Source organism: Thalassococcus lentus (assembly GCF_028023555.1).
GTDB classification, from domain to species: Bacteria; Pseudomonadota; Alphaproteobacteria; order Rhodobacterales; family Rhodobacteraceae; genus Thalassococcus_A; species Thalassococcus_A lentus.
Window position 1 is genome coordinate 700,831 of the sequence record NZ_JAQIOY010000002.1, and the last position, 20,595, is coordinate 721,425.

A 20,595-nucleotide genomic window follows, 5' to 3' on the forward strand; every position below is an offset into this window, starting at 1 on the left:
GTCAGGCGCTGCGCTTGTGCGGCAGCCCGCGTCCATCCGACCAAGCCCGGACAGCCTCGCCAAAGGCGGCGAACAGGGGCCGGGACACCGGGTCATTTGCAGCATCCCATTCCGGATGCCACTGCACCGAAAGGGTGAAACCCGGCGCGTCCTTGATGAAAATTGCCTCAGGCGTTCCATCTGGCGCATGGCCATCAATCTCGACCCGCGCGCCGGCAGTCTTGATCCCCTGCCCGTGCAATGTGTTGGTCATCACTTCGCGTGCGCCAAACAGACGGTGAAACACACCGCCCTCACTCAATGTCACGATATGGCGCAGTGCGAATTTTTCTTCCAGCGAGCCGTCCGGCGGCATGCGATGGTTGTCACGCCCCGGCAAATCACGGATTTCCGGGTAGAGCGTTCCGCCCATGGCCACGTTCACTTCCTGAAAGCCGCGGCAAATTCCAAGAAAAGGCTGCCCCCGCTCCACGCAGGCCCGTACCAGCGGCAGGGTGATCGCATCACGGGCGCGGTCATAATCGCCATGGGCATCCGTGTGCTGCTCCCCATATTCTTCCGCATGCACGTTGGGGCGCCCGCCCGTCAGCACAAAGCCGTCACAAACCTCCAAAAGCTCTTGCACCGAAACAAAGCGCGGGTCCGCAGGGATCAGCAGCGGCAGACATCCCGAAACGTCCGAAACCGCTTCGGAATTCATCGTACCGCCTGCATGCGCGGGGTACTGATCATTGATCAGATATTGGTTGCCGATAATTCCGACGATGGGGCGGGTCATGCGCGGGCCTCTTTGGCACTACTCAAAGGCTATGTACCCCACATCTGCGGCCGGCGAAAGATGTGCCGCGCGCCTCAGCGCGCAACACCTGTGCAAAGGCCTGTCACTGCCTGCAGATTAATCTGCGCAGCGCTACTGATTACAGATCGGCCACAAGACCGACAGCTTCCACCGCGGCTTTGCCCGCCGCCGCATCATTGTCCGAGGTATCCCCTGTCACGCCAACTGCCCCCAGCACCGCGCCTTTGGAATCGCGTAGCAAAATGCCGCCGGGCACCGGAATAACCTGTCCGCCAAAGACACCGTTCACAGCGGCCATGAAATAGGCCTGGTCTTCAGCGCGCTGCATCTGCGCACTGCCCGGCATCCCCAGCATCACGGCGCCGTAGGCCTTGCCGTGGGCAATCTGAAACCGGCCCGGGCTGGCACCGTCTTCGCGCTCAAAGGCCATCACGTGGCCCCCCGCGTCCAGCACCACGACGGACAAAGGCTTCAGCGCCATCTCGCGCCCCTGCTCCAGTGTCTTGCGAATAATCGTGCGCGCGCGGCGCAAAGATAGGTTGGCCATCAGGAAAACTCCTTCATCCTGTCGATTGTGTGTTTCTTCTCTGGTCAAATACTCCGGGGGCGCAGCGGGGCAAGACTCCGCTGCGGGGGCAGAGCCCCCGGTGCAAACCGGTCTGTCCTGCGCCCCACGGTCCATCCATAGGTTGGCGCGTGCTGGCAAAGCCGGCACGCGCCCACGGCGACCCGCAACGCGGGGCGCAAAACCTCTTTTCCTCAGCCCAGGCTGGCTTTCAGCTCAAGCCGGCGGCGATGCAGAACCGGCTCGGTATAGCCCGAAGGCTGCACCCGGCCTTCAAAGACAAGATCGCAGGCCGCCTGAAAGGCAATCCCGTCAAAACCGGGCGCCATGGGGCTGTAGGAAGCGTCCCCAGCATTCTGCTGATCCACAACCTCGGCCATGCGTTTCATGATTTCCATCACCTCGTCGCGCCCGATAATCTCATGATGCAGCCAGTTTGCGATGTGCTGCGCCGAGATGCGGCAGGTGGCCCGGTCTTCCATCAGGCCCACATCGTTGATGTCAGGCACTTTCGAACAACCGACACCCTGATCAACCCAGCGCACCACGTAACCAAGAATGCCCTGCGCGTTGTTTTCCACTTCGCGCTGCACCTGCGGACCACTCCACTTGCGATAGGACGCCAGAGGTATGTCCAGAATGGTGTCCACATGCGCCCGGCGTCCGCCCTTGCGCAGTTTGTGCTGTACGGCAAAGACATCCACCTTGTGATAATGCAGGGCATGCAGGGTTGCCGCTGTCGGCGAAGGCACCCAGGCACAATTCGCACCCGACTTTGGATGTTCGATCTTCTGCTCGATCATGGCCGCCATCATATCCGGCATGGCCCACATGCCCTTGCCGATCTGGGCCTTGCCCGACAGTCCGCATTCAAGACCGATATCGACGTTGCGGTTCTCATAGCCGCCAATCCAGGCCTTGCGCTTGATAAAGTCCTTGCGGCTGAATGGCCCTGCTTCCATCGATGTGTGGATTTCGTCGCCGGTGCGATCCAGAAAACCCGTGTTGATGAAGGCCACGCGATGCTCGGCTGCCCGAATGCACTGCTTGAGATTCACGCTGGTGCGGCGCTCTTCGTCCATGATTCCCAGCTTTACGGTGTACTGCGGCAGCCCAAGAACCTGCTCCACGTGGCTGAAGATTTCATCAGCGAATGCCACCTCTTCGGGGCCATGCATCTTCGGCTTTACCACATAGACCGATCCCTGCGTCGAGTTGCGGGTGCCTTCGGTCTTGTTCAGATCATGCCGCGCAATCATCACGGTGATCATGGCATCCATTAGCCCTTCAAAGATCTCAGAGCCGTCCTTGAGCAAGATGGCCGGATTGGTCATCAGGTGGCCCACATTGCGCACCAGCATCAGGGCCCGGCCCTTCAGTGTGATCGGTCCGCCATCCGCACCGGTCAGCGCCATATCAGGGCTGAGCGAACGCGTGACGGTTTCACCGCCCTTTTCAAACGATTCCGACAGATCGCCCTTCATCAGGCCCAACCAGTTCGAATAGGCCTGCGCCTTGTCTTCGGCATCCACACAGGCGACGGAATCTTCGCAATCCATGATGGCTGAAATCGCAGATTCGAGACGCACATCAGCCAATCCGGCCTGATCGCGGGCACCAATGGGATGCGTGCGGTCAAACACCAGCTGCACGTGCAGGCCATTGTTGCGCAGAACAACGCTGTCCGGCGCCTTCGGGTGCCCGGTGTAGCCGATGAACTTCTCTGGCTGGCTCAGCGGCTGGTCATCGACCAGCAAAGCGCCCTTGTCCACAAAGTACCGCCGCGCATCCGCATGGCTGACACCATCAACCGGAAAGGCTTCGTCCAGAAAGACCCGCGCCCGCGCAACAACCCGCGCGCCCCGGCCTTTGTCATATGGCCCCTTGGGCGCCGCGCTGCCCATGGCATCCGTGCCATAAAACCCGTCATAAAGACTGCCCCAACGCGCGTTGGCGGCATTCAGCGCGTAGCGGGCGTTGGTGATTGGAACAACCAACTGCGGGCCGGGAACCGAGGCAATCTCGGGGTCGGTATTCGCCGTCTTGATCTCGAATGCGTCACCCTCGGGCAGCAGATAGCCGATCTGTTCCAGAAACGCCTTATAGCCCTCGTGGTCATGCGGCTGGTTTGCATGCGCCTTGTGCCAATCATCGATCTGCTTTTGCAGGTCTTCGCGCTTTTCCAGCAGCGCCGCATTGCGGGGGCCAAAGTCATGGGCAAGCTCCGAAAGCCCGGCCCAAAACGCGTCTGCCTCGACACCGCTGCCCGGCAACGCCTGCGTTTCAATGAAATCCGAAAGGTGTTTGTCCACCTGCAATCCGTGACGATCTACCCGCTCAGCCATCGCTCTCCCCTTGCGTATTGTATGCAGCTGTCCACCATCTAGAAAACTTGTTTCCGATAGGCAACAGGCTGCAACGCGGAAGGCTTTCAAAAAGACCCGAATAATCGCCGAACCGCCCGGAATCGCGGCAAAGACCCACCTCTGGCATGCAATCTCTAGCCAAGACCGCTATCCCGAGAGGCTCTTGCGGCGTGATCTACAACGGGAACGCAATCTATTTTGTCATCAACCTGTTACATTCCCTCGGTAGGTGCAAAGTGCATAGAAAGAGAAAACACAGGAGGCTCCGATGACCTCTCTCGACAATCCGCTATGGGAGCGGATCGCAACGCACGAAATGCCTGAGGATGCCGCAGGCAAGCCGTTTCTGAAACAGATGATGGCCGAATACCACATCTCTCGGGACACCGCTGAAGTCGCGATTTCCGAATATCGCAAGTTCATGTACCTGTGCGCGACGCGGAGATCACGCAACGTGCCATCCAAAGCGGTAGATCTGGTTTGGCATCTGCACATGCAACACAGCCGCGACTATTGGGAAGTGTTTTGCGTGAAGCTGAATAAACGCATACACCATAACCCCGGCGTGCCGCGTGCGCGTCACCTCGAAGACTACAAAGCCACTGTGGAAGCGTACAAAGACCTGTTTGGCACACCGCCCAAAGGCATATGGAAAGAACACAACAGGGTAAGCGCAGTGTTAAGCCTTGTGTTCTCGGCGGCGTTTGTATTCCTCGGGTTCATCGCCATGCTCTCGGGTTTCAATCCGATCTTCACTGCGGTTTTGCTCAGCCTGCCAATGCTAATACTTGCGAAGTCGCTGCTCAGCCTGACAAGCAGAGGAGAATTCACCCTGACCTTTGAAACCGGCGATCCCTTCTCAGACAACCAAGCTGGGGACTGCGGCTCAGGCGATTGCGGCGGATGCGGCGATTGATCTGATTAACCAGCCCAACAACCCGCACCAAAGAGGATCTTGTTAGCCGTTGGGTGGCAGATGCCAGTTCCCAATGAACAGCACCCAGTTTCATGCATGGCAGAAACTGGCAAACACGGGTCTATTACATCGCTGGACGGAATCCGCTGTCAGGCTGCGTCGTCTTCGGCCTGTTGGCGATGCCAGAGCTGTGCGTATCGTCCCGATTTGGCCAGCAGCGCGTCATGCGTGCCTTCTTCGACCACTTCGCCTTTCTCCAGAACCACGATCCTGTCGGCATCGGCAATGGTCGACAGCCGATGTGCGATGGTGATCACCGTGCGTCCTTCGCCAGCAAGGCGCAGCGCGTCCTGAATGCTGGCTTCCGTTTCGGTATCAAGCGCCGAGGTCGCTTCATCCAGAAGCAGGATCGGCGGGTTCTTGAGCAGAGTGCGCGCAATGCCAACGCGCTGTTTTTCCCCGCCGGACAGTTTGAGCCCACGTTCGCCCACGGCTGTGTCGTAGCCTTCCGGCAAGGCCTGAATAAAGTCGTGGATCTGGGCCGCCTTGGCGGCCTCGACAATTTCGTCCTCGCTGGCTCCGGCTTTGCCATAGGCAATGTTGTAGCGGATTGTGTCGTTAAAGAGCACGGTATCCTGAGGCACGACCCCGATCACCGCATGCAGGCTGTCCTGCGTCACGTCGCGCACGTCCTGCCCGTCAATGGTCAGCGCGCCGGCCTGAACGTCGTAAAACCGGAACAGCAAGCGCCCGATCGTGGATTTCCCGGAGCCCGAAGGCCCAACCAACGCGACGCTTTTCCCAGCCTCGGCCTTGATGGAAACGCCTTTCAGGATGGGCCGCGCTGCGTCATACCCAAAGGCCACATCCTTCAGTTCGACAATGCCGCCCTGCACATCAATGTCCGGCGCACCGGGTTTGTCTGCCACCTCGCGCGGCTGGCCCAAAAGGCCAAACATCTCGCCCATATCGACCAGCGCCTGACGGATTTCACGGTAGACCGTGCCAAGAAAGTTCAGCGGCATGGTGATCTGGATCATATAGGCGTTGACCATGACGAAATCGCCGACAGTCAGCGTGCCGTTTTGCACACCCAGCGCCGCCATCACCATGACGATCACCAACCCCGAAGTGATCAGTAAGGATTGGCCGAAATTCAGGAAAGCCAGCGATGTGGCTGTCTTGATCGCCGCGCCTTCATAGGCGCGCATGGCACTGTCATAGCGCTGCGCCTCGCGCTCTTCCGCGCCAAAGTATTTGACCGTTTCAAAGTTCAGCAGGCTGTCGATGGCCTTTTGGTTGGCATCGGTGTCCTGATCATTCATCTCACGGCGCAGCTTTACCCGCCATTCGGTGACCTTGAAGGTGAACCAGACATAAAGCGCAATGACCCCCGCGACGACAGCGAGATACCAGATGTCGAACAGGAAAAACAAAACTGCGCCCACCAGCAGCAGTTCCAAAATAAGTGGTCCGACGCTGAAGAGCATGAACCGCAACAGGAAATCGACGCCCTTGACCCCACGCTCGATGATCCGGCTGAGACCGCCGGTCTTGCGGGTGATATGGTAGCGCATCGAGAGGCGGTGAATATGGGTAAAGGTCTCAAGTGCAAGCGTGCGAAGCGCGCGCTGCCCAACCTTGGCAAACACCGCGTCCCGCAACTGCTGAAATCCCACCGTCATCAGCCGCGCGACACCATAGGCGATGGTCAGGCCCACTGCGCCGAGCATCAGGTCAGGCACGTCACCTGACAGGCTGTCGACTGCGCGCTTGTAAAGGATCGGAGTGAAGACCGCGATCAGCTTGGCCAGAATGAGAAAGGAAAGAGCGATGACGACGCGCTGTTTGACCCAGGGTTTGTCGTCCGGCCAAAGGTACGGGCCCACACGCCGGATGGTACGCCAGCCAGATGCCCGTTCTTCGCGGGCAATTTCGGCATCGGTCATTTCTGGCGGCATCGCGCGTCTCCTGTCTTGTCCTGCACCCCTATCGTTTGAACGCAGCAACCGCCAGCCCCGGGGGCTGCACTTTGGACGCGGACAAAGACCATGCGGACCACATCAAATAGGCGCGCGTCCTCAGCGCGCCAAGACCATCGGAGCCGAAATGTATGAATTTTTGGCCAAGCGACCTGCCCGGCTGCCCGCAAGTCCGCCGGGTTGGTTCAATCAGTCCTCGGGCAGATCGAAAATCTGACCGGGGTAGATCAGGTCCGGGTTGCGAATACGATCCTTGTTGGCTTTGAAAACCTTGACGTATTCCACGCCCTCACCATAGCGATCCTGCGCAATGGCCCAGAGCGTCGCGCCCGGCTGCACGGTGACCGACCGCACCGGTCCCTCGCCTGCGGCTGCGGCTTCGAGCACTTCGGGGCTTTCGCGCAAAAACGGGCTTTCGACCCGCGCCGTCACGTCGCCGGTTTCATCGATCTGATCGACACGCAACGTGTAGGTTCCGGTATCGACTTGCGGCAGCGTGATCCTCCAACGGCCGTCGCCTTCGATGCGGCTGTCGGTTAGCGGCTTGTTGTCCAGATAGACCCGGACATAGCCGCTTGTATCGCCGCGCCCGGACAACAACACTTCACCTTCGGCATCATAGCTGATGGCATCCAAAGCAACATCGCCCGGCGCAAGTGGGGCCGACTGCAGAACTTCAACGCCGCGAGCGCTGCTCAGCAACACTGCGGGCGCGGAAGGCGCGGCAGGTTCGGCCACATCCGCTACCTTGGGCGGCGCGGCTGGCTGGCGTTCCGGCGCGGCGTCTTGCTTGGCGACAGACACGCCCGGTTCAGCAGGGATTTCAGCGGGTGCGGCAGGTGCCGCCGGATCCGCCAGAGCGGCCTCGACCTGTGCGGGCGCCGCCAGATCGTCACCGGCATCCGGATCGACCATCGCCATTTCCAGTGCTGCCACGACCTCGGCCTCTTCTTCAGTCTGTTCGGGATCAGCCTCGGCCAACGCTTCCTGCTCTGCAGGCACGGCGTCTGTGGCATCTGCAGCCACTGCTGTCTCTTCAGCAACCGGATCATTTTCGACAACCGGCTCTGCTTCGCCCTGATCATCAGCCTGAACTTCGGCCTCAACGATCACGTCCGCTTCGGCCTGGTCAACGGCAGCCTCGGCTACGGTGTCGGCCGGTTGCTCGGGCGCATCCTCAACAGCCTCGGCAACGGCCTCCGGCTCTGCTTCTGTGTCCTCAGGCACGGCCTCGGCCACCGGCTCGGGCGCAACCGGATTGGGTGCAATGATGACCTCTTCGTCAGACATCACCACCACGTCGCCCAAAGTCTGTCTCAGGCTCAGCACACGTGCGTTTGCAGAAGGTGGCAAATCCAGAAACCCTGTAAAGCCGCCACCGGGCGACACTTCAGCCGCGGCCAGCATCGATCCGTCCACCATGAAGTCGACCATGGCTCCGGGCGCGCCCTTGCCTGCCACCAGCGTCAGCCCTTCAGGCTCCACACGCACCAAATCAAAAACCGGCGAGGCCACGGTTGCGACGGCGGCGGGCTCCTCCGGTTTGTCCGGAACTGCTGCGATCTCCTTGTCAGAAACAACCGCCACTTCGGCCGGGGTCTCATCCAGGCCCTTTTCGGCAGGCTGCACCAAAGCAACCGGCTCTTGAGGGGCAGAACGCCGTTGCGACAGATCCAGCACGCCAGTGGCGACGGCAACACCGACGGCACCGGCCGTACCCAGCCCGCCCCACAGGCTATAAGCGGCGATCTTGCTCATGGCAGCAACCCTTTCGAAAGCGGTGCCTTTTTACCTTGCAACCGCATGCAGCTAGCTGTGTATATCAAGGGCATACGTCGCGGTCAAAACCGCTGTAAAACCGGCCTCAAGGAGCCCTGTAATGACCCTGAAATCCGTCTGTGTCTACTGTGGGTCCCGCAATGGGCGCGAAGCTGAATATGCCGATCAGGCCACGGCGCTTGGCAGCGCCTTGGCGCAGGAAGGCTGGCGGCTGGTCTACGGTGCCGGGGATGTTGGCCTGATGGGCACCGTTGCGCGCGCTGCGCAGGACGCAGGCGGTGAAACCTTTGGCGTCATCCCGACCCATCTTTTGGAATGGGAAGTCGGAAAACGCGACCTGAGCACCTTTATCATCACAGAAACGATGCATGAGCGAAAAAAAGTCATGCTGATGAACGCGGATGCGGTGGTGGTCATGCCCGGCGGGGCCGGTTCGCTCGACGAATTTTTCGAGGTGCTGACATGGCGGCAACTGGGTTTGCACAACAAACCGATCGTTCTTCTGGACGTTCTGGGGTACTGGGGACCGCTGCGCGGTTTGCTGAGCCATGTTGTCGATCACGGCTTTGCTGACGCGTCACTGCTGGATTTTGTTCAGACCGGTGTGTCCTGCGAAGAGGTCATGGCTATCCTGCGCCGCGCCTTGTCCTGAGCCAGCGCATTGGCCGAATAAAGCGCCAGCGCGACCCAGATCAGCGCAAAGGTGACGGCGTGGACGATGCCAAAGGGCTCTGAGAACACCAGAACGGCGCAAAGAAACTGAAGCGTCGGATTGATGAACTGCACCAATCCGACGGTCGCCAGCCGGACCTGCTGTGCCCCGCGCGAAAACAGCACCAGCGGAAAGGCCGTAATAAACCCGGAAAAGACCAGCAGCGCCGAAGTTGCGATATCCTGCCCAAACACTCCGGGGCTGGGTACGTCGCGGCCCAGATGCAGCCACATCAGCCAACCCAGCGCGAATGGCATCAGCACCAGCACCTCGGCTGTGACACTGACGACGGGGCCTGCGGCCATCTGCTTTTTGATCAGGCCATACAAACCGAAGGTAAAGGCGAGGATCAGCGAAATCCAAGGTGCAACACCCTGCCCGACCGTCAGAACGCAAACCGCAACACAGGCCAGTGCCACCGCCAGCCATTGCGCCCGGCTGAGGGTTTCGCGCAAAACAATCACCCCCAACAGCACGGCAACCAGTGGAAAAATGTAGTAGCCCAAAGCGGTTTCCGTGACCCGGTCAATTTGAACCGACAGGATGAAAAGGCCCCAGTTGATGGAAATCATGATCGCCGACACCAAGGTGATCCATAGGGCCCGTACCGAGCCCAAGGCCATCCCCAATGCCTTGACCCGACCCTGCGCGGCCAGCAAGGCCAAAAAGATAATCGCAGACCACAGCGTACGATGCGCCAGTAATTCGGGTGGCGGGACGTGGATCAAAAGCTTGTAGTAAAGCGGCGAAAGCCCCCAGATCACACAGGCCGCACAAAGTGCGACAACACCGCTGCGAGCCTGATCCATACGTGCCTCCTGCCTATGGCTCTATGCCTGTGTTGCGGTCAGGTCCAGAAAAACCGGTGAGTTGTCATTTGATTGTCTCGGGCTCGGCCTTCCCTGCGCGTGGGGTTGCACAACGAAAACGGGGCGCGGCCACGCCGCACCCCGCAAAACTTGACTGTCCGGAACGGATCAGGCGCTGGCCAAACGGGCCGCGACGTTTTCCCAGTTCACGAGATTGTCGAGGAAGTTGGCAAGGTAGGCCGGACGCTTGTTGCGGAAATCGATGTAGTAGGAATGTTCCCATACATCGCAGCCCAGCAGCGCGGTCTGACCAAAGCACAGCGGGTTCACGCCGTTTTCTGTCTTGGTCACCTTCAGGGTGCCGTCTGTGTCTACAACAAGCCAAGCCCAACCCGAGCCGAACTGACCCGCGCCTGCAGCCGAGAACTGTTCCTTGAACGTCTCAACGCTGCCAAAGCCGTCCTTGAGACGCGCTTCCAGCTCACCGGGCATACCGCCGGTACCGGGACCCATCATTTCCCAGAACTGGGTGTGGTTCCAATGCTGCGAAGCATTGTTGAAAATGCCGTTCTGAGCGACCGCGCCAGCATCATAGGTGCCCTTGACGATCTCTTCGACGGATTTGCCTTCCCACTCAGTGCCTGCAATCAGCTTGTTGCCGTTGTCCACATAGGCCTTGTGGTGGATGTCGTGGTGATACTCCAGCGTCTCCTGGCTCATGCCTTTGGAGGCTAGCGCGTCGTGTGCGTAGGGAAGGTCGGGAAGTTCAAATGCCATGGTCTCACCCCTCGTTGTGTTGTGGCGCATTCACTCGCATACCTGTGCCGACGCCCCGCTGGCGTCAAGGGGCTTTGCACCCGAGACACAGACAATCTGACGATCAAAGCGCCTTGAGCGCCTTATTTTGCGACCTTTACTTTACATGTCCCAGAGGCGTGAAAGTTATTGGCATAGCCCAAAGGCGTTGCATTGAGCTGCAGCTTTCCTTCGGACTTCACATAGGTCGCCCGGTAGTTCATCTTGGCCCGCTGGTTCGATCTGCTCTTGGTCACGACAACCCATGATACTGTCATGCGTTTGTCATTGTTCTTGACCAGTTTGCCCTGCATCGGTTGGCGGTCGTTGTTGTACAGAATGATTGGATCGGACACGATCACTTCGTCGGTTTTTTCGTTGTGCCCGATGAACAGCACCGATGGCAGCCAACCCCTGTTGCTGCGGTTCTGATCAATTTCACACTGGTAAGTCACGGTTTTTGCAACGGCGGGCGCGGCGAAAGCGGCAATAGCCAAACCAACAATAGCGAAAGTCTTTTTCACGGGAAGCTCCTGTTTTTCAGGAGAAAATAAGCATTCAACCAGAGGGCGCAAGTCAAAAGTGACGTTATTTGACGTCAGACCTAACCGCGTCAATGATGCTGCTCATGTCAAAGGCAGCGGCCACGTTCAACGCACGCAGCCACCGGCCAATATCAGAAAAAGTCGACTGCCGACGCCGGATCAGATGCAACGCTCAGAAGATCAAACATGTACCGCGCCACAGACCGGAAGCAGACCACATGAACCGTTTCCTGATCTTCCATCCAGAAGGCCCCCGCGACCTGTGCAAAGCGGGTCCGGCGAACCATGCCGGGCTCAAAGGCACCCGGCGCCATATCCACCGGAGCCAGTTTGGCAATCACTTCGCGTGCGGCCGGCCCACGCAGGGAAAACATCGCGCGGGCGTCCGATACATTGACGGCAAGGGCGTGCACTTTGCCCAATGACTTGGTCAATTTGGCCAGCGCCGCGTCTACCTCGGCGTAGGGGACCAACAGCATGGCTTCGTCCGGGGACATCCACAAAACGCCCTGCTCCTCTTGCACTGATGCGCCGCGGATGTCCGGCATGGTTTGGCCAGTGGCCGCCTTGATGGCCTTTTTCACAGCTGCATCAGACAAGTCCGCCCGAAGCGTGATCATACCCTGCAAAGGAGCCTCAGACAGGTGCACCAAGCCGTCAAACGCGCTGCCGCCGAGCGGCTGTACTGCTTCAGACATTTTGCTTCTCCCCTTCGGGGTCATAGAAAACCGGGCTGACAATCGTGGCCTTCATCTCGGTTTCGCCGTCTTCCTTGATGAAGGAAATCACCTCGCCCATTCTGTCAGGCCCGTTCAGCACCAGACCCATGGCGATGCCCTTGTCCAGAGTTGGTGAATAGTAGCTGGATGTAACCCGCCCTTGGGTGTTGCGCTGTCCGTTGTCGTTGGTTCCGTCCGCCGCTGCATAGGCACCATCCGGCAGCACCGATCCGTCCAGCGTTTCCAGACCAACCAGCTGCCAACGGTTCGGGTCTGTCATATGGCTGCGCTGTTGCGCCCGTTTGCCCAAATAGTCTTCTTTCTTTTTGGACAGCGCCCAGTGCAGGCCCAGATCCTGAGGGATGATTGTGCCATCGGTTTCATCGCCGATCATGATGAAGCCCTTTTCGGCCCGCATCACGTGCAACGCTTCGGTGCCATAGGGGGTCGCGTTCCATTCGGCGCCCTGCTCCATCAGCATGTCCCAAAATGCACGGCCCTGATTGGCCGGAACCGCGATTTCGTAGGACAGCTCGCCCGAGAACGAAATGCGGAAAACCCGCGCCTGAATGCCACCAAGGGTGCCGTCTGCCCACTGCATGAAAGGCAGTGTTTCCTTGGACACATCCATCCCGCCCAGCTTTTCCAGCAGCTTGCGCGCGTTCGGGCCGACCACGGCGATCTGTGCGTATTGCTCAGTGGCGTTCACGGTCCAGACTTTCCAGTCCCACCATTCGGTTTGCAGCCACTCTTCCATGTGCCCATGGATGCGGTCCGCGCCGCCGGTGGTGGTGTGGCAAAGCCATGTGTCTTCATCCAGACGCGCCACGACACCATCGTCCGTCAGGAACCCGTTTTCCGTACACATCAAACCATAGCGGCATTTGCCGATGGGCAGTGTGCTCATCATGTTGGTGTACATCATGTCGAGGAAACGGCCCGCGTCAGGCCCCTTGACGATGATCTTGCCGAGCGTTGAGGCATCCAGCAGTCCAAGGCTGTCACGGGTCGCTTTGATTTCCCGATTGACCGCATCGTGCACGCTTTCCCCCGCGCGCTGGAAGCAATAGGGCCGGCGCCAGTGGCCGACAGGCTCCCAATGGGCTCCGTTTGTCTCGTGCCATTCATGGATCGGCGTGCGCCGGATTGGTTGGAATACGTCGCCGCGCGCCTCACCGCCGATCGCGCCCATGGAAATGGGTGTGTAAGGTGGACGGAATGTGGTCGTTCCAACCTGTGGGATCGCTTCGTTCAGAGCATTAGAAAGCGTCGCAAGACCATTGATATTGCTCAGTTTACCCTGATCCGTTGCCATGCCGAGCGTGGTGTAGCGCTTGGTGTGTTCGACGCTCTCAAAGCCTTCTCGCGCCGCCAGCTGCACATCGCTGACCTTTACGTCATTCTGGTAGTCCAGCCAGGCTTTGGCGCGCAGATCACGGCTTGCGCCCTGCGGCATAAGCCAGACCGGTACAAGCGCGGCCTCATCCTCGGAAACGGCTTCGGGGGCCTTGGTGCGCTTGGGTTTGAAACCAGCCATCTTGGCAGCAGCTTTGCCGACTGCATCACCATCCAGAACACCCTGCGCCAGACCCATGTAGCCATTGGCGCTGCCTGCAACGCTGACAAAGGCTGCGCCATCGGCGCCGGTGGGCGCGCGATCGGCATCTGGCCGGAAGAAGGCCTGCTCATCGTCCCATGTCAGCTTGCCGCCGCAGTGCGACCACAGGTGCACAACCGGAGACCAGCCACCGGACATGGCCACCACGTCACAGGGGATTTCTTCGAGCATGGCGCCAGAGCCCGCTTGATCGCACATGTAGACACTGCTGACGCGCTTGCCGCCCTTGACCTTGGCGATGCCGCGTCCGACTTCGACCCGGATGCCCTGATCCCTTGCCGCTTGCATCAAAGCCCCGCCCCCATTGGGGCGCGCATCGATAATGGCCGGAACCGCGAGACCGGCGGCCTTGAGGGCCAGTGCTGTGCGATAAGCATCGTCATTGTTGGTCACGACAACCGTGCGGTCACCCGGTACCACACCGTAGTTCACGACATAGTCGCGCACCGCAGAGGCCAGCATGACGCCGGGAATATCGTTGCCTGCAAAGGACAAAGGCCGTTCGATTGCGCCTGTTGCGGTGACAATCTGCGCCGCGCGAATGCGCCACAACCGGTGCCGCGGCCCGTCCATCTGCGGGGCGTGATCTGTCAGGCGCTCGTAGCCCAGAACATACCCGTGATCATAAACCCCAGCGCCCATGGTCCGGCTGCGGACCGTGACGTTTGGCATGGCCTGCAGGGCGGCAAGCGTTTCGTCGATCCATGCCTCGGGTGCCTGACCGTCAATGGAACCGCCATCCACAGGTGCACGGCCGCCCCAATGGGCGTTCTGCTCAATCAGCAAAACCTTGGCGCCCGCATCCCCAGCAGCCTTGGCTGCCTGCAATCCGGCAACACCGCCGCCAATCACCAGAACATCAACGAATGCGTAGAAATGTTCATAGGTGTCGGGATCACGGGTTTCCGGATCCGGCGCCCGGCCCAGACCCGCCGACTGGCGGATGAAAGGCTCGTAGACGTGTTTCCACAGCGGACGCGGGTGAATGAACATCTTGTAGTAGAAGCCCGCAGGCAGGAACCGCGACAGATGGGTGTTTACCGCGCCCACGTCAAACTCAAGGCTGGGCCAATGGTTCTGCGAGGTCGCCGCCAAACCGTCAAACAACTCGGTGGTGGTTGCCCGGGCGTTTGGCTCGTGCGCCGTACCCTTGCCCAGATTTACGAGGGCATTCGGCTCTTCGGCACCCGAGGCCACGACACCGCGCGGACGGTGGTATTTGAAGCTTCGGCCCATCAGCATCTGGTCTTCGCCCAGCAAAGCCGAGGCCAGCGTGTCACCGGCATAGCCCTTGAAGCGCTTGCCGTTGAATGTGAAAGCCTGCGCTTTGCTACGATCGATCAGGCGGCCGCCTGTGGCAAGACGGGTGCTCATGGCTCAAGCCTCCGGGATTGAGGAGAGGTGCGTTCAATTTGAGTATTTTTGCAGAAAAGAAGGATCATTTGAGATCTCTCCACGTCCAGCCGGGGCGTTTCTTGGCAAGAATTTTGTGGATTTCCTCGGGCGGTTCGGTGGTCTGGGCGCTGTAGGTGCCGAACACTTCGAGCGTGTTGGTGCAGCGTGCGGCGTGGAACCACTTGCCGCAGCCATTGGCATGGCGCCAGCGTTCGAAATGCACACCGCGCGGGTTTTCACGCATAAACAGGTAGCCCTCGAAATCGTCATCCGAAGAGCCGGGGCCAAAGCGTGTCAGATGCGCTTCGCCGCCTGCGTGCAATTCGGTTTCTTCGGCATCGATGCCGCAGTAGGGGCATTGGAGGGTTAGCATGAGAACGGCTCCACGCTGTGCTGTTGCAAGTGCTTTTCACTCTTGCTTGTGGCTATTGGGCTATCTGTCCGAACCAATAAAACAACATATTGACGGAAATTGCCGGGATGACACCAAATACGGGGGGCGCTTTTACCCCCAGAAACATACATTTTTTTCCCTGTTGAGTGACGCGCGCGCCAACGCTTATCTTGCGAAGCTGGTTCTTGCTCACACGACTCTGGGGACATATATTGAACAATTTTCGACGCCACTTGCTTATGGAATACCAAAATGTTTGCGACAACGAAGATGACGCACGCCGTGAGATGTCGCGCAGGGCGCGCATCTACCAGCGCGCTGAAGCCACGACTCAAGCATGTGAAAAACGGCTGGAAAACGCCCAGCAGGCGCAACGCTTTGCGAAAGAGAGTTTGCGAAGAGTGAGCCTTCGGCATGCATCTGTTGCTCAAGACAAGGGTGAGATTGAGGATGAGCTTTTCGCAAACGATGAGGAGATTGAAGAATACTGGCGGAACCATCAGTGAGCCACCCCCGCGGCGACGCTTTCGTCGATGAACTTGCCTTCGCGGAAGCGCCACATGGAGAACTCGTCTGTCAGCGGCGATTGTCCCTTGGCCATCAGTTCGGCAAAGCCCCAGCCAGATCCGGGGATCGCCTTGAAGCCCCCCGTTCCCCAGCCGCAGTTGATGAAGACATTCTCGACCGGAGTTTTGGACAAGATGGGTGAGCGGTCACCGGTCACATCCACGATCCCGCCCCATTGGCGCAGCATCTTGAGCCGCGACAGCATCGGGAAGGTCTCATTGAGCGCCCTTACGGTTTCCTCGATGTGGTGGAACGATCCGCGCTGGGTGTAGTTGTTGTAGCCGTCGGTACCGCCGCCGATGACCATTTCGCCTTTGTCCGACTGGCTCATGTAGCCGTGAACCGTGTTGGCCATCACGACGCAATCCATCACCGGTTTGATCGGCTCGGACACCAGCGCCTGCAACGCCACGGATTCGATTGGCAGGCGGAAGCCAGCCATTTCCGACACCACGCCGGAATGCCCGGCAACCACGACACCCAGTTTTTCACAGGCGATGTCGCCCTTGGTGGTGGTCACGCCCTTGACCTTGCCGCCTTCGACCTGAACGCCGGTGACTTCGCATTTCTGGATGATATCCATGCCCATGGCCGAACAGGCACGCGCATAGCCCCATGCCACCGCATCGTGGCGGGCGGTCCCTGCCCGTTCCTGCCAGAGCGCCCCGAGAACCGGGTAGCGCGGGCCTTCGATGTTCATGATCGGGCAGATTTCCTTGACCCGTTTGGGGGAAATAAATTCGGTCTTCACGCCCTGCAGCGCATTGGCATGGGCCGTGCGGCGGTATCCGCGCACTTCGTGCTCGGTCTGGGCCAGCATCATGACACCGCGTGGGCTGAACATGACATTGTAGTTCAGATCCTGACTCATCGTCTCATAGAGAGAGCGGGCCTTTTCATAGATCGCCGCCGATGGATCCTGCAGATAGTTGGAGCGGATGATGGTGGTGTTCCGGCCAGTGTTGCCGCCGCCAAGCCACCCCTTTTCCAGCACCGCCACGTTAGTGATGCCAAAGTTCTTGCCAAGGTAATAAGCCGTGGCAAGCCCATGGCCGCCTGCGCCGACAATAATCACGTCATAGCGTTTTTTCGGCTGGGCCTTGCGCCAAGCGCGTTCCCAGCCTGTATGGCCTCTCAGGGCTTCGCGGGCGATGGCAAAGGCAGAATAGCGTTTCATGGTCACCTCGGGCAGATGGGCTGGCGATGCCGAATCCGGTTGGATCGCCATGCTGCCTAGATGGACCCGCAGCGCCTCGGAGCGCCGACCGCAACCGTCACAATCCCGTTGGTTTGCGACATGTCTGCGACAGGGGGCGAAGTGCCGCGTCCCTTTGCCCTTTTTATCGTGCCGCTGCGTCTATATCTGGGTACTGAGCATGGATGGGAGGTCACATGACGCTGTTCTGGATCGCAACCGGATTGATGGCGCTCAGCGCAGCCGCGCTGATGGCGCTGGCCCTGTTGCGCGGTCGGCGTGACACCGGCCCTGCCGAGGCCTTTGACCTTCAGGTCTATCGGGACCAGCTCAAGGAAATCGAGCGCGACACGGCGCGTGGCGTAATCGCCCCAGATGAAGCCGAGCGCCTGCGCACCGAAGTGTCCCGACGTATTCTGGCGGCTGATAGCGCGGCCAGCGCGGCCCGAGATGCCGATGGCCAACCGCTGGGACGCGGCGGTTTGATCGTTGCGGGATTGATGGGCGCTGTCGTTCTTGGTGGCGGCTTTGGTCTTTATAGTCAGCTGGGCGCGCCGGGTTATCCGGATCTGCCGCTCAAACAGCGGATCGCCGCGGCCGCCGAGGCCATGCAGGACCGCCCCAGCCAAGCCGAGGCAGAGTCGCAGGTTCCTGCCCAGCCCCAGGTCGACGCGGATGAAAAATATCTGGATCTGGTGGTCAAGTTGCGCGGCGCCGTGGCGGAACGGCCTGATGATCTGCAGGGCCTGCGTTTGCTGGCGCGGTCCGAGGCTGCCTTGGGCAACTACTCTGCAGCGTGGAAAGCGCAGGACCGGATCATCGCCCTCAAAGGCGAAGACGCGACGGCCAAAGATTACTCTGATCTGGCGGATATGCTGGTTCTGGCAGCAGGCGGTTATGTGTCCCCCGAGGCGCAGACCGCGCTGGAACAGACGCTGATCCGTGATCCTCAAAACGGCGTCGCCCGTTATTATGGCGGCCTGATGCTGGCACAAACCGGACGGCCTGACAGCGCCTTCCGGCTTTGGGATCGTTTGCTGCGTCAAAGCCCGCCCGATGCCCCGTGGGTCGCGCCGATCCGGCAACAGATCGAAGATATGGCCTGGCGGGCCGGCGTCGCGGATTACACCCTGCCCGAGGCTGATACATTGCGCGGGCCAACCGCTGAAGACATCGAAAACGCAGGCGAGATGAGCGCCGAAGACCGCGCGGCCATGATCCAGAATATGGTTGCGGGACTGGCCGAGCGTCTGGGCAGTGAAGGTGGGCCACCCGAGGAATGGGCGCGCCTGATCAATGCTCTGATGGTCTTGGGCCGCGCCGACGAAGCCAAGGCCATCCTGACAGACGCCCGCATGGCCTTTGCCGACGCGCCCGAAGCGCTCGCCTTGATCAACCAGACCGCGACACAAGCGGGATTGGGCGAGTGACGCTGCACGACGACATCACCACATTCGAAGCCGCCCTGCCCCCGATGGCTGCCTTGGCGGGGTTGGACCTTGGCACCAAAACCATTGGTGTGGCCGTGTCGGATCGTTTGTTGACGGTCGCAACACCGCTGGAAACCATCAAGCGCCGCAAGTTCACACAGGATGCCGAAAGCCTGCTGGCCATTCTGGCGGCACGGGAAATCGCTGGTGTGGTGCTGGGGCTTCCGCTGAACATGGACGGAAGCGAAGGCCCAAGGGCGCAATCGACCCGCGCCTTTGCGCGCAATATCGCAAGGCTTTGGGATGGCCCCATCGTTTTCTGGGACGAACGTTTGTCAACGGTGGCAGCCGAACGTGCCCTGCTTGAGGCGGATACGACGCGAAAACGTCGCGCAGAGGTTATCGACCACGTTGCGGCCGGTTATATCCTCCAAGGAGCACTGGACAGGATTCGCCATGTCCGGACATGAGGAACGCGCAGGATGACCATGAAAGACGACGTCTGGAGCCGTGACGAGATTGAAAGCCCCTGCGTAAAGATCTGCGTGGTGCATCCGGAATCGCGGCTGTGTACCGGCTGCCTGCGCACCATTGACGAAATCACCCATTGGTCAAAGATGAGTTCCGAGGATCGGCGCACGATCATGCAGGATCTGCCCGGCCGCGCGGGCCAGTTGACCAAGCGTCGGGGTGGCCGCGCCGCCCGGCTCGCCCGGTAACAAAAACGCCGCCCGAAACCGGACGGCGTTTTTCATCGCTGTTTCGAATTTCTAGGCGACTGCGGCAGGCTCTTCCACCACAGGTGCAAACAGCGTTACGTTTTCGGCTGTCACGACACCGTTGCCACCGCTGAGGCGCGCAACCGTTGTGACCTCTTCGTCAACCGTCAGATTGACAAGGAACGTGCCTTCTGGACCGCTGTCGATGCTGATCGATGCATCGTCCAGAATACTTGCCGGAACTTCGACCAACAATTCATCGCCACCCTCGCCCGGCATGAAGTCCGTGATCAGAGGCGCTTCTTCGGCGGTCTGGATTTCAGCCAGATCCACAAAGAAGTCATCTGCACCGGCACCACCGGTTGCCGTGGTGTTCGCGTCGAGGTGCAACTCGTCATCACCATCGCCGCCATCCATGACCAAACCGTTGGACAGGTAGTCGTCGCCGGTCCCACCAATCAGGGTGTCATCGCCTTCGCGATCGTAGTCTTCACCGACCAGCACATCATCGCCTTCTTCACCATCGAGGAAGTCGTTGCCGCCATCGCCGAACAACGTGTCGTTGCCCGTGCCACCGCGGATCGTGTCATCACCGGACTCACCGTCGAAGTCATCGTCGCCAGCGCCGCCCTGCATGAGGTCATCACCCAGACCGCCATCGATCGTATCATTGCCAGCCTCGCCCAGCAGCGTATCGTCGCCATCGTTGGCCTCAAGAACGTCATCGTTGCTGCCGCCGTTCAAGAAATCGTCGCCAACACCGCCAATTAGGATGTCTTCGCCCAGACCGCCGAACAGACGGTCCATACCGGCGCCACCTTTGATGACATCATCGCCGAGCCGCCCACGCAGTGCGTCATCGCCGAAGCGGCCAAGAATTGTGTCGTCGCCACTACCGCCGTCGACGCTGTCGTTGTCATCGCCACCGTTCACGAAATCGTCTGCTGAACCGCCGTTGATTTCATCTGGACCAGAGCCACCGAGGATGTTGTCGGAACCGGGTCCACCGCTGATGATGTCGCCGCCGCTGCCCCCGTCGATAACATCTTCGCCGCCAAGGCCTGAAATGATGTCCGCACCTGCGAGACCGAAAATGAAGTTAGCGCCATCTGTGCCTGCGATGTCATCGTCGCCGGTGGTGCCGCGGATCTCGCCGTCATCGCCACCATCGTCGCCTCCACCGCCGCCACCGCCGTTTTCATCGTCACTGTCGTCTGTGCCGCCAACCAGCGCGCCCAATAGCAACAGTGGTAAAAGAGTTAACAACCAGATCATTACATTTCCCCCAGA

The 20,595-nt window shown here is 59.8% G+C and carries 19 protein-coding genes; 6 read left to right on the top strand and 13 right to left on the bottom strand.

Annotated features, from left to right (window positions below; genetic code table 11):
• Position 1: 1 nt before the first annotated feature.
• The 3 genes from PFY00_RS08485 to PFY00_RS08495 form a co-directional block, all read right to left on the bottom strand.
• Positions 2 to 778, bottom strand: coding sequence for a gamma-glutamyl-gamma-aminobutyrate hydrolase family protein (locus tag PFY00_RS08485; protein WP_271432101.1), 777 nt, complete (start codon positions 776 to 778; stop codon positions 2 to 4).
• 139 nt (positions 779 to 917) lie between these two features.
• Entirely contained in the window at positions 918 to 1,346 is a 429-nt protein-coding gene (locus tag PFY00_RS08490; protein ID WP_271432102.1) for a GlcG/HbpS family heme-binding protein, read from the bottom strand.
• Positions 1,347 to 1,558: 212 nt separating this feature from the next.
• The gene (locus PFY00_RS08495) at positions 1,559 to 3,709 is read right to left on the bottom strand and encodes a malate synthase G (RefSeq protein WP_271432103.1); all 2,151 of its coding nucleotides are present in this window, start codon (positions 3,707 to 3,709) and stop codon (positions 1,559 to 1,561) included.
• 289 nt (positions 3,710 to 3,998) lie between these two features.
• On the opposite strand from PFY00_RS08495, the gene PFY00_RS08500 reads away from it, so the two are divergent.
• On the top strand, positions 3,999 to 4,646 hold the full coding sequence (locus PFY00_RS08500) for a glycine-rich domain-containing protein (RefSeq protein ID WP_271432104.1): 648 nt from the start codon (positions 3,999 to 4,001) through the stop codon (positions 4,644 to 4,646).
• Positions 4,647 to 4,795: 149 nt separating this feature from the next.
• Here the strand turns inward: PFY00_RS08500 and PFY00_RS08505 are convergent, their stop codons facing one another.
• Both PFY00_RS08505 and PFY00_RS08510 read right to left on the bottom strand, forming a co-directional pair.
• Positions 4,796 to 6,607 carry an ABCB family ABC transporter ATP-binding protein/permease gene (locus tag PFY00_RS08505; protein WP_271432105.1) on the bottom strand — a complete coding sequence of 604 codons (1,812 nt, stop codon included), beginning with the start codon at positions 6,605 to 6,607 and terminating at the stop codon, positions 4,796 to 4,798.
• A 210-nt stretch (positions 6,608 to 6,817) separates the two neighbouring features.
• Positions 6,818 to 8,386, bottom strand: coding sequence for a LysM peptidoglycan-binding domain-containing protein (locus tag PFY00_RS08510; RefSeq protein WP_271432106.1), 1,569 nt, complete (start codon positions 8,384 to 8,386; stop codon positions 6,818 to 6,820).
• A 121-nt stretch (positions 8,387 to 8,507) separates the two neighbouring features.
• Between PFY00_RS08510 and PFY00_RS08515 the strand changes: the two genes are divergently transcribed.
• On the top strand, positions 8,508 to 9,059 hold the full coding sequence (locus tag PFY00_RS08515; RefSeq protein WP_271432107.1) for an LOG family protein: 552 nt from the start codon (positions 8,508 to 8,510) through the stop codon (positions 9,057 to 9,059).
• Here PFY00_RS08515 and rarD read toward each other — a convergent pair.
• From rarD to PFY00_RS08545, 6 genes are all read right to left on the bottom strand, one after another.
• A complete protein-coding gene (gene rarD / locus PFY00_RS08520; RefSeq protein ID WP_271432108.1) occupies positions 9,002 to 9,928 on the bottom strand; it encodes an EamA family transporter RarD in 927 nt (308 codons plus the stop codon). The genes PFY00_RS08515 and rarD overlap by 58 nt on opposite strands.
• 168 nt (positions 9,929 to 10,096) lie before the next feature.
• Positions 10,097 to 10,705: a superoxide dismutase gene (locus PFY00_RS08525; RefSeq protein ID WP_271432109.1), complete on the bottom strand. Its 609-nt coding sequence runs from the start codon at positions 10,703 to 10,705 to the stop codon at positions 10,097 to 10,099.
• 122 nt (positions 10,706 to 10,827) lie between these two features.
• Complete coding sequence (locus tag PFY00_RS08530; RefSeq protein ID WP_271432110.1) at positions 10,828 to 11,247, bottom strand: hypothetical protein; 420 nt, start codon at positions 11,245 to 11,247, stop codon at positions 10,828 to 10,830.
• A gap of 152 nt (positions 11,248 to 11,399) precedes the next feature.
• Positions 11,400 to 11,966, bottom strand: a complete 567-nt coding sequence (locus PFY00_RS08535) for a sarcosine oxidase subunit gamma (RefSeq protein ID WP_271432111.1) — start codon at positions 11,964 to 11,966, stop codon at positions 11,400 to 11,402.
• Positions 11,959 to 14,979 (bottom strand): sarcosine oxidase subunit alpha family protein, encoded by a 3,021-nt coding sequence (locus PFY00_RS08540; RefSeq protein WP_271432112.1) that lies wholly within the window; start codon positions 14,977 to 14,979, stop codon positions 11,959 to 11,961. The genes PFY00_RS08535 and PFY00_RS08540 overlap by 8 nt, the downstream gene beginning before the upstream one ends.
• Before the next feature lie 64 nt (positions 14,980 to 15,043).
• Positions 15,044 to 15,373 (bottom strand): sarcosine oxidase subunit delta, encoded by a 330-nt coding sequence (locus tag PFY00_RS08545; protein WP_271432113.1) that lies wholly within the window; start codon positions 15,371 to 15,373, stop codon positions 15,044 to 15,046.
• 260 nt (positions 15,374 to 15,633) lie between these two features.
• On the opposite strand from PFY00_RS08545, the gene PFY00_RS08550 reads away from it, so the two are divergent.
• Positions 15,634 to 15,900, top strand: a complete 267-nt coding sequence (locus PFY00_RS08550; RefSeq protein WP_271432114.1) for a hypothetical protein — start codon at positions 15,634 to 15,636, stop codon at positions 15,898 to 15,900.
• Here the strand turns inward: PFY00_RS08550 and PFY00_RS08555 are convergent.
• Positions 15,894 to 17,138, bottom strand: coding sequence for a sarcosine oxidase subunit beta family protein (locus PFY00_RS08555; RefSeq protein ID WP_271432225.1), 1,245 nt, complete (start codon positions 17,136 to 17,138; stop codon positions 15,894 to 15,896). The genes PFY00_RS08550 and PFY00_RS08555 overlap by 7 nt on opposite strands.
• A 215-nt stretch (positions 17,139 to 17,353) precedes the next feature.
• On the opposite strand from PFY00_RS08555, the gene ccmI reads away from it, so the two are divergent.
• The 3 genes from ccmI to PFY00_RS08570 are packed head-to-tail and all read left to right on the top strand — an operon-like array spanning position 17,354 to position 19,305.
• Complete coding sequence (gene ccmI, locus PFY00_RS08560; protein ID WP_271432115.1) at positions 17,354 to 18,586, top strand: c-type cytochrome biogenesis protein CcmI; 1,233 nt, start codon at positions 17,354 to 17,356, stop codon at positions 18,584 to 18,586.
• A 44-nt stretch (positions 18,587 to 18,630) separates the two neighbouring features.
• Positions 18,631 to 19,056, top strand: coding sequence for a Holliday junction resolvase RuvX (ruvX, locus tag PFY00_RS08565; RefSeq protein ID WP_271432226.1), 426 nt, complete (start codon positions 18,631 to 18,633; stop codon positions 19,054 to 19,056).
• Positions 19,057 to 19,074: 18 nt separating this feature from the next.
• Entirely contained in the window at positions 19,075 to 19,305 is a 231-nt protein-coding gene (locus tag PFY00_RS08570; RefSeq protein WP_271432227.1) for a DUF1289 domain-containing protein, read from the top strand.
• A 51-nt stretch (positions 19,306 to 19,356) separates the two neighbouring features.
• Here the strand turns inward: PFY00_RS08570 and PFY00_RS08575 are convergent, their stop codons facing one another.
• Positions 19,357 to 20,580: a calcium-binding protein gene (locus tag PFY00_RS08575; protein ID WP_271432116.1), complete on the bottom strand. Its 1,224-nt coding sequence runs from the start codon at positions 20,578 to 20,580 to the stop codon at positions 19,357 to 19,359.
• Positions 20,581 to 20,595: the final 15 nt, after the last annotated feature.